Origin of the sequence: Fibrisoma montanum (assembly GCF_003583365.1) — a bacterium.
Taxonomy (GTDB): Bacteria; Bacteroidota; Bacteroidia; order Cytophagales; family Spirosomataceae; genus Fibrisoma; species Fibrisoma montanum.
The window spans coordinates 13,667-28,077 of record NZ_QXED01000004.1; the positions used below are offsets into that span (position 1 = coordinate 13,667).

General features: G+C 49.5%; 11 protein-coding genes. 3 read left to right on the forward strand and 8 right to left on the reverse strand.

The window, feature by feature from the left end:
- Window positions 1-72: 72 nt before the first annotated feature.
- Complete coding sequence (locus tag DYU11_RS14065; RefSeq protein WP_119668347.1) at window positions 73-1,533, forward strand: glycoside hydrolase family 140 protein; 1,461 nt, start codon at window positions 73-75, stop codon at window positions 1,531-1,533.
- Here the strand turns inward: DYU11_RS14065 and DYU11_RS14070 are convergent.
- The 8 genes from DYU11_RS14070 to DYU11_RS14105 form a co-directional block, all read right to left on the reverse strand.
- Complete coding sequence (locus DYU11_RS14070) at window positions 1,530-2,732, reverse strand: AGE family epimerase/isomerase (protein WP_119668348.1); 1,203 nt, start codon at window positions 2,730-2,732, stop codon at window positions 1,530-1,532. The two genes, DYU11_RS14065 and DYU11_RS14070, sit on opposite strands and share 4 nt — an antisense overlap.
- A gap of 117 nt (window positions 2,733-2,849) precedes the next feature.
- Window positions 2,850-5,348 (reverse strand): endopeptidase La, encoded by a 2,499-nt coding sequence (gene lon, locus DYU11_RS14075; RefSeq protein WP_119668349.1) that lies wholly within the window; start codon window positions 5,346-5,348, stop codon window positions 2,850-2,852.
- A gap of 181 nt (window positions 5,349-5,529) precedes the next feature.
- Window positions 5,530-6,039, reverse strand: a complete 510-nt coding sequence (locus DYU11_RS14080; protein WP_229365829.1) for a DUF6702 family protein — start codon at window positions 6,037-6,039, stop codon at window positions 5,530-5,532.
- Window positions 6,040-6,043: 4 nt separating this feature from the next.
- On the reverse strand, window positions 6,044-7,360 hold the full coding sequence (gene rseP, locus DYU11_RS14085; protein ID WP_119668351.1) for an RIP metalloprotease RseP: 1,317 nt from the start codon (window positions 7,358-7,360) through the stop codon (window positions 6,044-6,046).
- Between the two features lie 162 nt (window positions 7,361-7,522).
- Window positions 7,523-8,695, reverse strand: a complete 1,173-nt coding sequence (locus tag DYU11_RS14090; RefSeq protein ID WP_119668352.1) for a 1-deoxy-D-xylulose-5-phosphate reductoisomerase — start codon at window positions 8,693-8,695, stop codon at window positions 7,523-7,525.
- Entirely contained in the window at window positions 8,692-9,282 is a 591-nt protein-coding gene (locus tag DYU11_RS14095; protein WP_119668353.1) for an HNH endonuclease family protein, read from the reverse strand. The genes DYU11_RS14090 and DYU11_RS14095 overlap by 4 nt, the downstream gene beginning before the upstream one ends.
- Before the next feature lie 5 nt (window positions 9,283-9,287).
- The gene (locus tag DYU11_RS14100) at window positions 9,288-10,625 is read right to left on the reverse strand and encodes an AAA family ATPase (protein ID WP_119668354.1); all 1,338 of its coding nucleotides are present in this window, start codon (window positions 10,623-10,625) and stop codon (window positions 9,288-9,290) included.
- Between the two features lie 3 nt (window positions 10,626-10,628).
- Window positions 10,629-12,131 carry a GH3 auxin-responsive promoter family protein gene (locus DYU11_RS14105; RefSeq protein WP_119668355.1) on the reverse strand — a complete coding sequence of 501 codons (1,503 nt, stop codon included), beginning with the start codon at window positions 12,129-12,131 and terminating at the stop codon, window positions 10,629-10,631.
- Between the two features lie 209 nt (window positions 12,132-12,340).
- Here DYU11_RS14105 and DYU11_RS14110 point away from each other — a divergent pair, with 209 nt between their 5' ends.
- Entirely contained in the window at window positions 12,341-13,366 is a 1,026-nt protein-coding gene (locus DYU11_RS14110; protein ID WP_009285320.1) for a rod shape-determining protein, read from the forward strand.
- Window positions 13,367-13,521: 155 nt separating this feature from the next.
- Window positions 13,522-14,358, forward strand: a complete 837-nt coding sequence (gene mreC, locus DYU11_RS14115; RefSeq protein WP_119668874.1) for a rod shape-determining protein MreC — start codon at window positions 13,522-13,524, stop codon at window positions 14,356-14,358.
- The last annotated feature ends 53 nt before the right edge of the window (window positions 14,359-14,411 follow it).

Below are 14,411 nucleotides of genomic sequence, written 5' to 3' on the forward strand. Positions count from 1 at the left end.
TTGCTTTAGATCATATTAGTCTGGCCGGCTTAATACCAGCAGCCGTTGCCCATAAGCTATTCCTAAACCCACATGAAACATAAAATCCTGTTGTCGGCCGTCTGGTTAGCCATCACCACTGCCGGTGCTCAATCATTACCCGAAATTACAGTCAACCAAAATCAGCGCTATCTACAGACGGCCGATGGAAAGCCGTTTTTCTGGTTAGGTGATACCGATTGGGAGCTGTTTCATCGTCTGAACCGGGAGGAAACCGAAGCTTTTCTGGAAACTCGCCGAAAGCAGGGCTTTAACGTCATTCAGGCGGTGGCACTAGCTGAATTTGACGGTGTCCGTACGCCAAACCGCTATGGAGATGTTCCGCTTGTAAACGAAGACCCGGCAAAGCTGGCCATTACTCCCGGCGCTGATCCTAAAGAACCAGCGCAGTACGACTACTGGGACCATGTAGACTATGTCGTGCAGACGGCCAGCCGGAAAGGGTTATACATCGGATTGCTGCCTACCTGGGGCGACAAGCTGACCCGTGACTGGGGCGCTGGTCCGGTTATTTTCACGCCTGAAAACGCGCGCGTTTACGGACGAACACTGGGGCAGCGGTACGGCCGGTACAATGTTATCTGGATTTTGGGTGGCGATCGTCCGGCCATTTACAAAGGACGTAAGGAGAACAAAGACAAAGAATTCGACGACCGTCCCATCTGGCGGGCGATGGCAGAGGGTATTGTCGAGGGAGTTGGGCATGATCCGTTTATTACGTATCATCCACCCGGTGGCCCAAATTCAACCTCGCAGTACGTTCATAACGAACTCTGGCTGGATATGAATGCGTTCCAGTCTGGTCATGGGTCGCGGGAAATCAAGGCCTGGGATCTGGTTGCGCGGGATCTGGCTATCAAGCTACAAAAGCCAACGCTGGATATGGAGCCGTGTTACGAAGATCACCCGGTGAATCCCTGGGATGGCAAATGGACCCGCCAACGCGGCTACTTTTCGGCTTACGATGTTCGTGCTCGTACGTACCGGGGCGTTTTTGCCGGGGCTTGTGGTGTAACGTATGGTCACCATCAGATCTGGCAATTTGTGAACAAAGCCCTGTACGAGCCGATCAACATTGGCGATACACTCATTCCGTGGCAACAAGCCGCCAATGCCGAAGCCGCTAACCAGATGCAGTATTTGAAGCGCCTGATGCTGTCAAGACCGTATAGTTCACGGATTGGTGATCAAAGCGTAATTGCATCGGCGGCTGGTACGTCTTATGTTGACCGCGTCGAAGCTACCCGCGATGCTGATGGAACCTACCTGATGGTGTACTTGCCACAGAATCAGCCGGTCAGCCTCAATCTGGAGAAGCTGTCCGGAAACCAGATGCGTGTCTGGTGGTACGATCCCCGCACGGGGAAAGCCACATCCGGCGGACTAATGAAAAAAGTAGGTGCGCAGTCATTTACGCCACCCTCGAACGGGAAAGACTGGGTGCTGGTAGTGGACGATGCATCGAAAAAGTACAAAGCGCCCGGCCAGATCTAAGCGACCCGAACGTTTCGGCCAAGGGGTTGCAACTGGCCGCACTTACTCAAGGTCTGCGCTGTTTCGGCCAAACATCGTATAGCCGAGTAGCAGCCCGTTTCGTGGGTAACTTTGACTGGCATGAATGGGTGATTTTTATGGTCAAGTACCAGATGCCAGCCAATATGCCTGGGATCGGGGAAAACATGAAAAACGTAGTCGTGTATGCGCTTAAACCATTTTGGGCACTCGGGATGTCGGGTATGAAAATAACCTTTCGTCAAAGCCGATAACGCTTCCAGATGTACCCAGGCCCATTTTTGTCGCCAGTCCGGAAAGGGGAGGGGCTGTTCTTTAAAATCGATGTACTGAAAAAAACCTTCATTAGGCTCATCCCAGGCTTGTTCACACGCCCGGAGCGCCCAGGTAACCGTCTGCATGGCCAGCTTGCGGTTGGGCAGTTGATCGCATAAATCAAGCAGGACGCTCACCGCCCGGAAAGTCAGACCCGTGTTCAACCGGCGGCCTTCGGGCGTATTCACAAACGCGCCTTCTGGCAGAACGTACTCGCGTAGGGTGTCGGTACGTCGGTCCAGAAATTCACGCAGCAGTTCCAGCAGAAGGGCGTCGATGGCTTCTTTCCAGATCTCTTCGCTCAGAAGTGGCTGCATGTCCAACACAGCAGAAAGCACGGCTACTGGCTCGCTCAGATGCCGTAACTGCCGGAAACCACCCAGGGTTTTTACCTGATCGAGCCGAATCGTGGCGCGCCGGTGCAGGAGCGTCCGGAAGGTTTGCTGCGCCAGCATAGACCATTCGTCATCCCCAGTGGCCTGGTACATCTGCACATAGGCCCTTACCGTAAAACTATCAGGAACTACGTCAGCTGCCGCAGCGACCGGACGGCCCCGGCGGTCGAGAATACCGTAGCAGTCGAGGTGTTCGTTATGCGCAAACTGGCTGAGGAAGGCAGCGCCGTAGCGGGCATGATCGAGCCAGGCCGATTGACCATCCAGCCGATTGTACAACCAGGCAAACGCCCACACCTGCTGGGCCTGACTGGTTATGTATTTATCGGTTTCAACAATGTCGCCCGTTGTTGTAAGTGTATCAAAATACCCTCCGCATAGCTCGTCCCGGCTGTTTTTCAGCCAGAACGGCACGACCTGCCTCAGGAGTGCCTGCTGGTAATCGGCGGAAAGTTTTTGAAAATCGAGCATACCTGTAAAATATAGAACGAGGTTGCCGCAGATTACCGCATCGGCGGGCTAATGAATGCAGACAGATAAAAATCTGTGTTCATCAGCGCAATCTACAGCAACCTCGTTTTAACGGAATTAATACGCTCGCTCGACTTCGCGCTCCCGTTGCGAGTCGCGCTCTTCCGGGAAAATAAACTTCATGGGCTTGCCAACCTGACCCGGTAACAAGGCCGTCTCCAGTACCTGATCCACCGTATCGACGTAGTGGAAAGTCAGGTCTTTGATGTAGGTCTGGTTGATTTCCTCAATGTCCTTGCGGTTCTTGGAACAGAGGATAACCTCTTTAATGCCGGCTCGGTTAGCTGCCAGTATCTTTTCTTTGATGCCGCCGACGGGAAGCACCTTGCCCCGCAGTGTAACCTCACCCGTCATGGCTAAGTACGGACGTACCCGGCGCTGGGTGTAGATTGATGCCATCGAGGTCAGCATCGTAATACCTGCCGAGGGACCATCTTTTGGTACTGCACCCGCCGGAATATGAATGTGCAGGTCGTAGTGGTTGAAAATCCGGTAGTCGATGCCCAGATCGTCGGCATGAGCCTTCAAGTAAGAAAGCGCCGTAATCGCCGATTCCTTCATCACATCGCCCAACTGGCCCGAAAGCGTTAACGTACCTTTGCCACGGCTCAGACTGGATTCAATAAGCAGGATTTCGCCACCCACCTGTGTCCAGGCCAGGCCCGTTACGATACCGGCAATGTCGTCGTCGGCATATAGTTCCTTATCAAATAGTTCTGCACCAAGCATCTTTGGAATATCGGTGGCTTTGACTACGTGATTGTATTCCTCCTCCATAGCAATGGATTTGGCTACCTTCCTGACCAGGGCCCCAATCTTCTGCTCCAGATTTCGAACTCCCGACTCCCGCGTGTACCCTTCGATGATGCGCAGGATGGCTTTGTCTTCAATCTGCAAATCCTTGGTTTTCAGACCATGGTCTTTTCGCTGCTTTGGAATCAAATACTTCTTTGCGATCTGAACTTTCTCCTCAACCGTGTAGCCGGCGATATCGATAATTTCCATCCGGTCGCGCAGGGCAGGGTGGATAGTATCGAGTGTATTGGCCGTAGCTACGAACAATACCCGCGACAGGTCAAACTCTGTCTCCAGGTAGTTATCCATGAACGTAGAGTTTTGCTCGGGGTCGAGTACTTCCAGCAGCGCCGACGACGGATCGCCCCGGAAATCAGAGCTTACCTTGTCGATCTCGTCGAGAATAAAAACCGGGTTGGCCGTGCCACACTTCCGAATATTCTGGATGATTTTTCCCGGCATAGCACCGATGTACGTTTTCCGATGGCCACGTATTTCGGCTTCATCGTGAACGCCACCGAGGGCCATCCGGCTGTATTTACGTCCCAATGCTTTCGCAACAGACCGGCCGAGCGACGTTTTACCAACGCCCGGAGGGCCGTACAGGCACAGAATGGGTGCCTTCATGTCGTTCTTCAGCTTCAGAACGGCCAGGTACTCGATAATCCGCTCCTTAACCTTTTCCAGGCCGAAATGGTCCGTATCCAGAATTTTCTGCGCCCGCTTCAGATCGAAGTTGTCTTTCGTATACTCGTTCCAGGGCAGATCAACCATCAGTTCGATGTAATTCATCGTTACCGGATATTCCGGCGCCATTGGGTTGATGCGCTGCAGCTTGTTCAGTTCCTTATCAAAATGCGCCCGGACATCCGCCGACCATTTTTTCTGATCGGCCCGGATCCGAAGTTCTTCCAGGTCGCGGTCGGGATTATCCATCCCCAGTTCGTCCTGCAGCACTTTCATCTGCTGACGAAGGTAATAGTCGCGCTGCTGCTGGTCGAGGTCTGAGCTGGCTTTCGATTGAATTTCACGTTTCAGTTCGAGAAGCTGCACTTCGCGAAGCATGTATTCCAGCAGAAGCTGTGCCTGCTGATTGCCTTCCAGTGTTTCGAGAAGCCGTTGCTTATCCGCTACCTCCGCGTTGATGTTCGACGACAGGAAATGAAGCAGAAACGTAGGACTTTCGATGTTATCCAGCGCAATACGGGCTTCCTGTGGAATTTCCGGATTTAGCCGCAGAATCTTATAAGCCGCATCCTTTAACGACTGGAGCAGGGCTTTTCCTTCTTTCTTGTTAACATTAGGGAAGGCATCATCAATCTGACGTACCTGCGCCGTCATAAACGGCTCTTCCTGAACGATTTGTTGAACTTCGAACCGCTTTTTACCCTGAATGATAATGGTAATATTACCATCGGGCAGGGTAATCATCTTGATGATGTACGCCACCGTGCCCAGCCGGTATAAATCATCGGCTGTTGGTTCGTCTTTTTGCTGATTCAGTTGTGCAACAACGCCGATTATGCGATTGCCCTTGTATGCTTTTTTGACCAACCGGATTGATTTCTGACGACCAACCGTTACCGGGATGACCATGCCCGGAAAAAGCACGGTGTTTCGAACCGGCAGAATAGGCAGGTTGGTCGGTAACTCGTAATCATCGTCAAGGCCTTCGGGTGACCCCAGGGGCACAATCTCCAGGTTGTCCGAATCAAAATCGGCCAGCAACAGGCGGGCTGTTAAATCTTTATCTGAAATCATATAGTGACTGCCAAACTGACAGCTATCAATTCGTTTGTCGGTGTCTTAAAAATGAAAAGGCTAGTGTATGAAGTGTTTACAAGGGTCGTGCCAGAATGGGCTATTCTGACGGAACGCCAGTGATTATGCGCAATACACAAAATAACTAAAACTAATGGGTTATCATTTATAAAATTTACTTTCAGAGAGAAACGGGCTGTATGGGTTGATTTTTGCGGAATACAAAGGTTTTTTTCTGGCCAGAGTGTTGAATATTGACCATGTTTACCTGATCATCAAACAGTTCCATCAGCACATCCTGCTTCATCTGACCGCCCTGAAAAGCTTCGGCATACGGCATTTGGATATACACCCAGCAAGCGTCAGTTTCCAACTCATGGCCCACGTAGTCAATGGGTTTGCGCTGCCGGTCGGAAGTTACATAAGCAAAATGAGCTCTGATATACTTTTCTATTAACGGGTCAAATTTCTCATCAGTCGACAGGTGTACTTTCTGGCCGCTTTCCCGAGCCAGGGCTGTTTCCAGGTCGTCTGTAAACAAACGGATACTGATCTCAAAGGCTTTCTCCTTCGGGTTGAACTGCATCTGCGTAACGCTGGCATGAAAGTCATGCAAATGCAGCGGCCGGGCACCCAACAGGCAGCCGGCCACTGCAAACAAAAGAACGATTGAAACGCTGCGTTTAATCAAGTCCTTAAAAAACGGCTTTAAAAACGTCGTTGAAAATAGCAAAGGCCATCAGTCCGAGCAGGATAACCATACCAACCCGTTGCGCGGCCTCCAGGAACCGGTCAGACGGTTTCCGGCCCGATACAATCTCATACATGAGGATGGTAGCATGACCGCCGTCGAGGGCCGGTATCGGCAACGCATTCATGAACGCCAGGGCCATGGATAACAGACCCGTTACGGTCCAGAACCGGTCCCATACCCAGATGCCACCGAACAGATTCTGAGCAATACCGATCGGGCCGCTCAGGGCTTTCGAAGCGGATACTTCGCCCCGGAAAATTTTGCCAAAGCCTTTGATATTGTCGAACACGACCTGGAAAGCCCGCTCCGTTCCGACAACCAGCGCTTCGCCGAAGGTGTACTCCTGAGTGGTGTACTTCAGCAAACTTTTTGGGTAGAAGCCAATTGTACCGGTTTCGGTGGTTGTTACGTTGAGCGTCAGCGACTGGCCGTTTCGATTGATGCCGAGGGAAAGGGGCTTGTTGGGATAGGGCTTTACGCCTTCAACAAACTCGTGATAGAACCGGATAGGCTTTCCATTCACGCTGGTAATTACGTCGCCTACTTTCAACCCGGCCTTAGCCGCCGGCTGGTCGGGAACGAGTTCGCCGACTTTAAACGGCTGCGCAATGTCGATGAACTCGCCGGCGCTTTTCCGGTCGGCCAGTTTATCAACGAGGTTGTTAGGGATATAAATCTCTTCCTGCTGGCCATTCCGCTCGATTGTATAATAGCTGTTGGTACCGAGCAATACGTCCGTACTCGTGATGTCATTGAAACGCTCGTACGGTTTGCCGTTAATTTTAACAATTTTATCTCCAGTCCGTAGACCGATCTCCTGAGCTAATTTTCCGGCAACGATACCGTATTTAGCGTCTTCAGCGGCAATGTAAGTATTCCCATTCTTATAGGTCATGAACACGAAAATCATGATACCCACAATGACGTTGACAATGATACCGCCGAGCATAACAATCAACCGCTGCCAGGCTGGCTTAGCCCGGAACTCGTAGGGTTTAGGATCGGCTTTCATTTGTTCGGTGTCGAGCGATTCGTCGATCATACCGGATATTTTTACGAATCCTCCCAGCGGGATAGCCCCCACGCCATATTCCGTTTCTCCCCGTTTCGTACTCCAGATTTTGGGCGGAAACCCAATAAAATACTGCTCTACCCGCATGCCAAACGCCTTAGCAGCCAGTAAATGGCCTAGCTCATGCAGTCCTACCAGGATGGACAGGCCCAGAATGAGCTGCCCCGCCATTATTAATACTTCCATGTATGTCTGAACTGTGATTAACTAACTTTCTTTTTGTCAATAGTTTAGGAACGGCGTCTGAAAAAGCGCAGCAAAAACAGGCCTAATGCAATGCCGATGATAAACCAGATCCAATATTCCATGCGATATGAACGTTGAGAGAAGCCCCTATTGTCTAAACACTTAAACTAAACTTTTGATTCGCTCAGCCGCTACACGTCGTGTTTCTTCGTCGGTCAGGACGTAGTCGGTATAAGCCGGGGTTTCAATAAAGTTAACCTTTGCGAGGCAGTTTTCAATAACCTCCGAAATTTCGAGAAACCCGATCGCATCGTGTAGAAACGCATCAACAGCTACCTCATTCGCGGCATTTATGATACACGGAGCATTGCCGCCCCGCTCCAACGCATCAAACGCTAACTGCAAATTGCGAAACGTTTCGGTGTCCGGCTGCTCAAATGTGAGGGACGGATAGTTGACGAAGTTGAAACGGGGAAAAGTAGACGATAAGCGGTTGGGGTAGCCTAAGGCAAACTGGATCGGTAGCCGCATATCCGGCAGACCCATCTGCGCCTTCATGCTGCCGTCCTCAAACTGCACAATGGAGTGAATAATACTTTGCGGGTGAACGATAACGTCGATCTGATCCGGACGAAGACCAAACAGCCACTTGGCCTCAATCACTTCCAGGCCCTTGTTCATCAACGTAGCCGAGTCGATCGTAATCTTGGCACCCATCGTCCAGTTCGGATGTTTCAGCGCCTGCTCTTTGGTAACACTGGCCAGAAACTCCCGCGATTTTCCCCGGAACGGCCCGCCGGAAGCCGTCAGAATAATTTTTTCGATGGGGTTATGGAACTCACCCACCAAGCACTGAAAAATTGCCGAGTGTTCAGAATCGACGGGGTAGAGATTTACGCCTTTCTGTTGAGCCAAGGCGGTAATTAATTCACCCGCCACTACCAGCGTTTCCTTGTTGGCAAGGGCGATGTGTTTACCGGCTTCGATGGCTTTGATCGTTGGCAGTAAGCCGGCGTAACCGACCATAGCCGTCAGGACGATGTCAATGCTATCCATCTGCACGACCGACGCAATCGACTGAATGCCGGCGTACACTTTAATATTCAGCGGATCAAGGGCGGCAAATACCTGATCGTAACGGTCCTGGTTGCAGATAACGACTACGTTAGGCTTCAGGTCGATGGCCTGTTGGATAAGCAGGTCGGCATTGTTGTTTGTCGTTAGCACCTCGACCTGAAAGATATCCGGATGGGCTTTAATCACCTCAACGGCCTGCGTACCGATTGAGCCCGTGCTGCCGAGGATGGCGATATGGCGTTTCTTTAATTCAGTCATGTAGTCTTTAACAAGCCAAAGTTAACTTTGACGTTCAGTTCTTCTTCGATAGCCCGGATAAAGTAAAGAGCATCTGGGTCAGTACGTAGCAAATCATCGATAAAATCCTGTGGATTCTTTTGAGACATTGAAATCGTGCTTTTTAGCCGTTTGATATACCGTTTGCGGGTTGAAGCTAGATCAGCATCATCTAATTTCAATAAACGGATCAAGTTAACTGCCTCTTGGTCGGTCGAGGAGGCTGCGTCATAGTCGCCTTCAAAGTAGATAATTCGTTGTTCAAAATCAGTTGCAGTAGGATGCAGAACGGGCTGATATTGTCCCCACTTTGCTCCCTTTTCGGTATTCCACTGGGCTTTGACTAAAAACCAGTTTTCGTAACTATCGTTAGGCCGACCTTTTAATGTAGGATTGAAATGCTCAATATCTTTCTTATCAGTACGTCCTAAATACGTTTCTGTATAAGCACAAATGTTGTGTTGTTCTTGACATAAGGCTTCCGACAAATTCCTGTTATCTCCGCCATTTTTGTATTTCAGGTTCTTAACCAGAATTTCTGAATTGGCAGGTTTATTCACTCGACGCATTCAATTCAAAAATTATAGCGGTTACCTAATTCCAACCGTTCTGCTATTAATTGATTTTTCTTTTGCTCATCCGTCTCATTTCGAATTTGCATGCCTAATTGACGATATTTCTGATAAGCTTCCAAGCCTTCATCAAGCATCAGTTCGGTAAGACCAAAATCTTCACTTAAAATGTCGTTTGGATCATCACCAATTGGCGCAACACCATTGCGACATTTTACTTCGCCGTTTTCGTTGAAATATAGAATGAAACGTTCGCATGGCTCGAAGGCCGATGCGATAATGGGTGAATGCGTAGCAAAAAAGAACTGAGCTTTTGGAGCAAGAGAGGTGTAATAATTGACTAGTTTACGTTGAATGTCCGGAAATAAAGATCTTTCGGGCTCATCAAAGAGAACAACTGAATCAGTTGTGTTGAATTTGTAGAGGGGAATAACTGTAGCCAATAGTTGCCGAGTACCTGTACTAAGGTAAGAACTGTCGATTTTTACCCCCTGCCTGGTACGTAGTGTAATAGGAACTTTACCTTTTTCGCTATCATTAACCTCTAGAAAAAAATTGTGTAGAATTGGATTCAAACATTCTTCCGCTAACTTAATACGTGGATCAGACTCTACCCACTTTTGTAACTCTTCCGGTACTTTACTCTTTGCTGTATTTTGAATGATATTAGTGATCTGATTTACTGTAGCCTCATCGTATTCGTCAATATCTTTAAGCAAATATTGCCATACAGAGACAGATTGCATATCGCCTAAAGAAATAGCTTTTTTAGACCCTACTGCATTCATCCGGTCATTCTGTAAAACTTTTTCTTTTTCAATCTGGGTATCTGTTTTTACAAAATCAGAAATAGTTTGTGGGTGATTTTTTTGTTCGAATAAAAATGCATCCGCTTCATGAGCAATAGATTCTTTTATATATAGGCAAAATTTCTTCGTATTTTCTTGGTTTTTTAAAATTTCATAAATAGCAAGATCTTTAAACCAATGATAGCCTAAATTTGCATATCCTGATTCTACATAGTCTTTAAGTGTGGTATAGTTTAAACTTATTTTCTTCTCAACATAAATAGCATCAACTTTTATTCCTTCAAATGTACTATAAGGCTCATTGTTTACAGGGATATTTTCAAGGGCTACCCGCTGGTAACCATCTATAAAAACTTGGAAGAAATCCCAGATAATATTTAGTAACGTAGTTTTTCCTGTCCCACTTTGACCGATAAAGCACACCTTTTCCAAAGACTGACCTTCTTTCGGGTGGCCCTCCGGATACGTGAAATCAAATTTAATATTTTTAAACTGGCGATATTCTCCAATTTCAATACCGGTTATTTTCATCAGCTAAACCGTTTGTTTTGTTTCCAGCAACCCCTCCGCAATGTTCCGGTCGTTTGCCAGCCGCGGTACTTTGTTTTGACCGCCCAGCTTGCCCTGCGATTTCATGTACCGTTGAAACGCCCCGCGTGGTAACGTAGTGAGCTTCAACGGGCGCAGAATGCTACCTGTAATCAGGTCGTCGTAGTAAACGTTTAGTTCAATCAATCGGTTATCCACATCCTGTGCAAACGCAGCCGGATCGTTGGGTGGCGTAGCGAATTCAATCAGCCATTCGTGATACGGCAACCCTTCGGCCGGGCTCACCATTGGCGCAACCGTAAACTCCACTACCTCGGTTTCGGGATGGCGTTCCATGGCGTATTGCAGCGCTTTCTCTACTTCCTCACCAATGACGTGTTCGCCAAAGGCCGAGATGAAGTGTTTGATACGTCCCGTTACGACCAGTCGGTACGGATCGCGGGACACAAACTTGACCGTATCGCCGATCGAGTAACCCCAAAGTCCTGCGTTGTTGTTGATGATTACGGCGTAGTTTTTACCTAACTCTACTTCATCGATCGTCAGTCGGCGCGGATTCTCAGAGAAATACTCATCGGCCGGGATGAATTCGAAGAAAATGCCACTGTCTAACAGCAGCAAAAGACCTTCTTCCGTCTGTGAGTCCTGAAAGGCGATGAAGCCTTCTGATGCCGGGTAGGTTTCAATCGAATCAATGCGTTTGCCGATGCTGTCGAACAGTTTGGCGCGGTACGGTTCGAAATTAACGCCACCGTACACGAACACCGAAAAGTCGGGAAAAACGTCTTTGATCTTTTTGCCGGTACGTTCCTGAATCCGGTCGAAGTACATCTGCACCCAGGGCGGAATGCCCGAGATCAGCGACATGGGCTGGTCGATCGTTTCATCGATAATCCGATCCAGCTTGGTTTCCCAATCCTCAATGATGTTGGTCTCCCAGGAGGGTAGCTGATTGGTACGGAGGTAGGCCGGTACGTGGTGGTTCGCGATTCCCGACAGCCGTCCGGTTTTGATGCCCGCTTTTTCGTCCAGTTCGGGGCTGCCCGACAGAAAAATGAGTTTCTTGTCCAGAAAGGCGCCGTTGCCGGTTTCGTTTACGTAGTTCAGCAGCGCGTCGCGGGCCGAATCGATGTGGTTAGGGATCGAATCGCTGGTAATCGGAATGTATTTTGTGCCGGAGGTGGTACCCGAGGTCTTGGCGAAATACGTTGGTTTGCCTTTCCACAGTACGTCGGACTGACCGGCCAGAACTTTTTCAATGTAAGGCTTCAGTTCCTCATAATCGCGGACGGGAACGGCCTGCCGGAACTCCTCAACGGTTTGCACATCGCGGAACTTATGGTCCTGGCCAAACAGGGTTTGCCGACCTCCCTGGACCAGCCGCCTGAACCAGCGTTGCTGTGCTTCGGCGGGTCGGTACATCCATTCCTGCTGCCGTTGGACCACCCATTTAGCCAGCGGTCGGCTCAATACTGATCGTACTCCCATAGTCCTGCAAAAGTAATGGATAATAGACAATGGATAACGTATAAGCCCAATAGCTCATTTTACGCAGCCCCGAATCCATTTATCTGATAGTCATTTGAAAAATACAATACTCTATTCAGATAGTGGGCATGAATTATCTCGAATAATCCATATTTTTGCAAACCTTTCAAAAAACTGTACGCGTAACGAAGCTTCTTAGCAAACCTGAAATGGGACTTTTCAATTTCTTGACCAGCGACATTGCGATTGACCTGGGTACGGCGAACACCTTGATTATTCACAAGGATCGGATTGTGGTGGATGAACCCTCGATTATCGCGATGGACAAGGTCAGCGGTAAAGTGCTGGCAATTGGCCACAAGGCCATGCAGATGCACGAAAAAACGAACGAGAATATAAAAACGATTCGGCCGTTGAAAGACGGGGTGATCGCTGACTTTACGGCTGCTGAATTGATGATTCGCGGCTTGATCAAGATGATCGATACCGGCAGCAAACTGTTTTCGCCGTCGCACCGGATGGTTATCTGCATTCCGTCGGGTATTACAGAGGTAGAAAAGCGGGCCGTAAAGGATTCAGCCGAACACGCTGGTGCCAAAGAAGTCTACATGGTGCACGAGCCGATTGCAGCCGCCATCGGCATTGGCATCGACATCACCCAGCCGAACGGAACGATGATCGTTGATATCGGCGGTGGAACGACCGAGATCGCCGTGATCGCCCTGTCGGGTATCGTCTGCGAACAGTCGATCCGTATTGCCGGCGACGTATTTACCCGCGATATTGTTGACTACATGCGTCGGGAGCATAACCTGCTCATCGGCGAACGCTCCGCCGAGCAGATCAAGATGGAGGTTGGATCGGCTCTGCCCGAACTCGACAACCCGCCGTCGGACTACGAGATTCGCGGTCGTGACCTGATGACCGGTATTCCGAAAGAAATCAAGGTGACGTACAGTGAGATTGCGTATTCACTGGATAAGTCGATTTCAAAGATCGAAGAGGCCGTAATGAAGGCCCTTGAAATTTCACCGCCGGAGCTTTCGGCCGATATCTACACCAACGGGATTCACCTGACGGGCGGAGGGGCGCTGCTGCATGGCCTGGACAAGCGGTTGGCCGCCAAGACCAAACTGCCTATTCACGTAGCTGACGATCCGCTCAAGGCCGTTGTAAAAGGTACCGGGGAGGTGATCAAAAACCTCGACATGTACAAGTCAGTATTGATTAGCTAATTGTACTCCGAACAGCTGTCCGGAGCCGATTAGGTGCATTATTTTAAATTGTCAGCCTGGTCTACACGGACTGAAGCCCAGGCTACATGATAGGTTTGAGTTACTGGCTCAAACCTATCGCCGTTTTCTGCCATCATTCCACCGTTGCCCGACGCATGGGAGAGTTATTTGATTTTATTGTCCGTAGCCGGAATTTCATTTTGTTTGTGTTGCTGGAGGTGATCTGCTTTTACTTCATCATCAACACGAGCAATTACTGGAGCGCGACCTACTTTAATACATCCAACCGGTACGCAGCGCAGATGCTGGCCTGGTCGAACGCGGTTGGCGAGTACACCCAGCTACGTCAGGTGAACGCTGATCTGGCGACCGAAAACCAACGGCTTAATCAGGAACTTACGAGGCTTAAACAAGCGCAGCCGGCTGCTCCTGCTCAGTATAAGGCCGATTCGTTGTTTGCCAATCGCTTTAAATACACGGTTGCGAAGGTAGTTAACAACACCACCCAGTTTGCCAACAATTACATCACCATCGACAAGGGAACGGACGACGGCATTCAGCCGGGTATGGGTGTAATTTCGCCAACCGGCATTGTTGGAAAAGTAAAAATCTGCAACAGACACTTCTCGGTCATCACGTCCATTCTGCACTCCGAATTTCTGGTGTCGTCCAAACTGATCAAGGCCAATGAAATCGGAACGGCGCGCTGGGATGGCGTCGATCCAAATCTGGTCAAGCTCCGCGACATTTCCCGTATCAAGCCGGTAAGCAAGGGCGATTCGGTGGTTACGTCGGAGTTTAACTCTACGTTTCCCCCCGGAATTTTGGTGGGTCGGGTGCGTTCTGTTGGCGTAGAGCCGAACCAGACCTTCCATGACATTACGCTTAATCTGTCCACCAATTTTGGCAACCTGGCTTTTGTGTATGTCGTTCAGAACCTGTTACGGCCTGAGCAGGAGCAACTGGAAAAACAACTGGAGGCCGAAAAATAACCGGGTCACAAGCATCCGTAAACCACCATACATCCGACAATACACCGCTACGC

Coding starts and splice junctions, on each gene's coding strand:
- DYU11_RS14110 (WP_009285320.1), top strand. CDS start 12,341: ATGGGACTTTTCAATTTCTTGACCAGCGACATTGCGATTGACCTGGGT.
- DYU11_RS14095 (WP_119668353.1), bottom strand. CDS start 9,282: ATGCGTCGAGTGAATAAACCTGCCAATTCAGAAATTCTGGTTAAGAAC.
- rseP (WP_119668351.1), bottom strand. CDS start 7,360: ATGGAAGTATTAATAATGGCGGGGCAGCTCATTCTGGGCCTGTCCATC.
- lon (WP_119668349.1), bottom strand. CDS start 5,348: ATGATTTCAGATAAAGATTTAACAGCCCGCCTGTTGCTGGCCGATTTT.
- DYU11_RS14065 (WP_119668347.1), top strand. CDS start 73: ATGAAACATAAAATCCTGTTGTCGGCCGTCTGGTTAGCCATCACCACT.
- DYU11_RS14100 (WP_119668354.1), bottom strand. CDS start 10,625: ATGAAAATAACCGGTATTGAAATTGGAGAATATCGCCAGTTTAAAAAT.
- DYU11_RS14070 (WP_119668348.1), bottom strand. CDS start 2,732: ATGCTCGATTTTCAAAAACTTTCCGCCGATTACCAGCAGGCACTCCTG.
- DYU11_RS14090 (WP_119668352.1), bottom strand. CDS start 8,695: ATGACTGAATTAAAGAAACGCCATATCGCCATCCTCGGCAGCACGGGC.
- mreC (WP_119668874.1), top strand. CDS start 13,522: ATGGGAGAGTTATTTGATTTTATTGTCCGTAGCCGGAATTTCATTTTG.
- DYU11_RS14105 (WP_119668355.1), bottom strand. CDS start 12,131: ATGGGAGTACGATCAGTATTGAGCCGACCGCTGGCTAAATGGGTGGTC.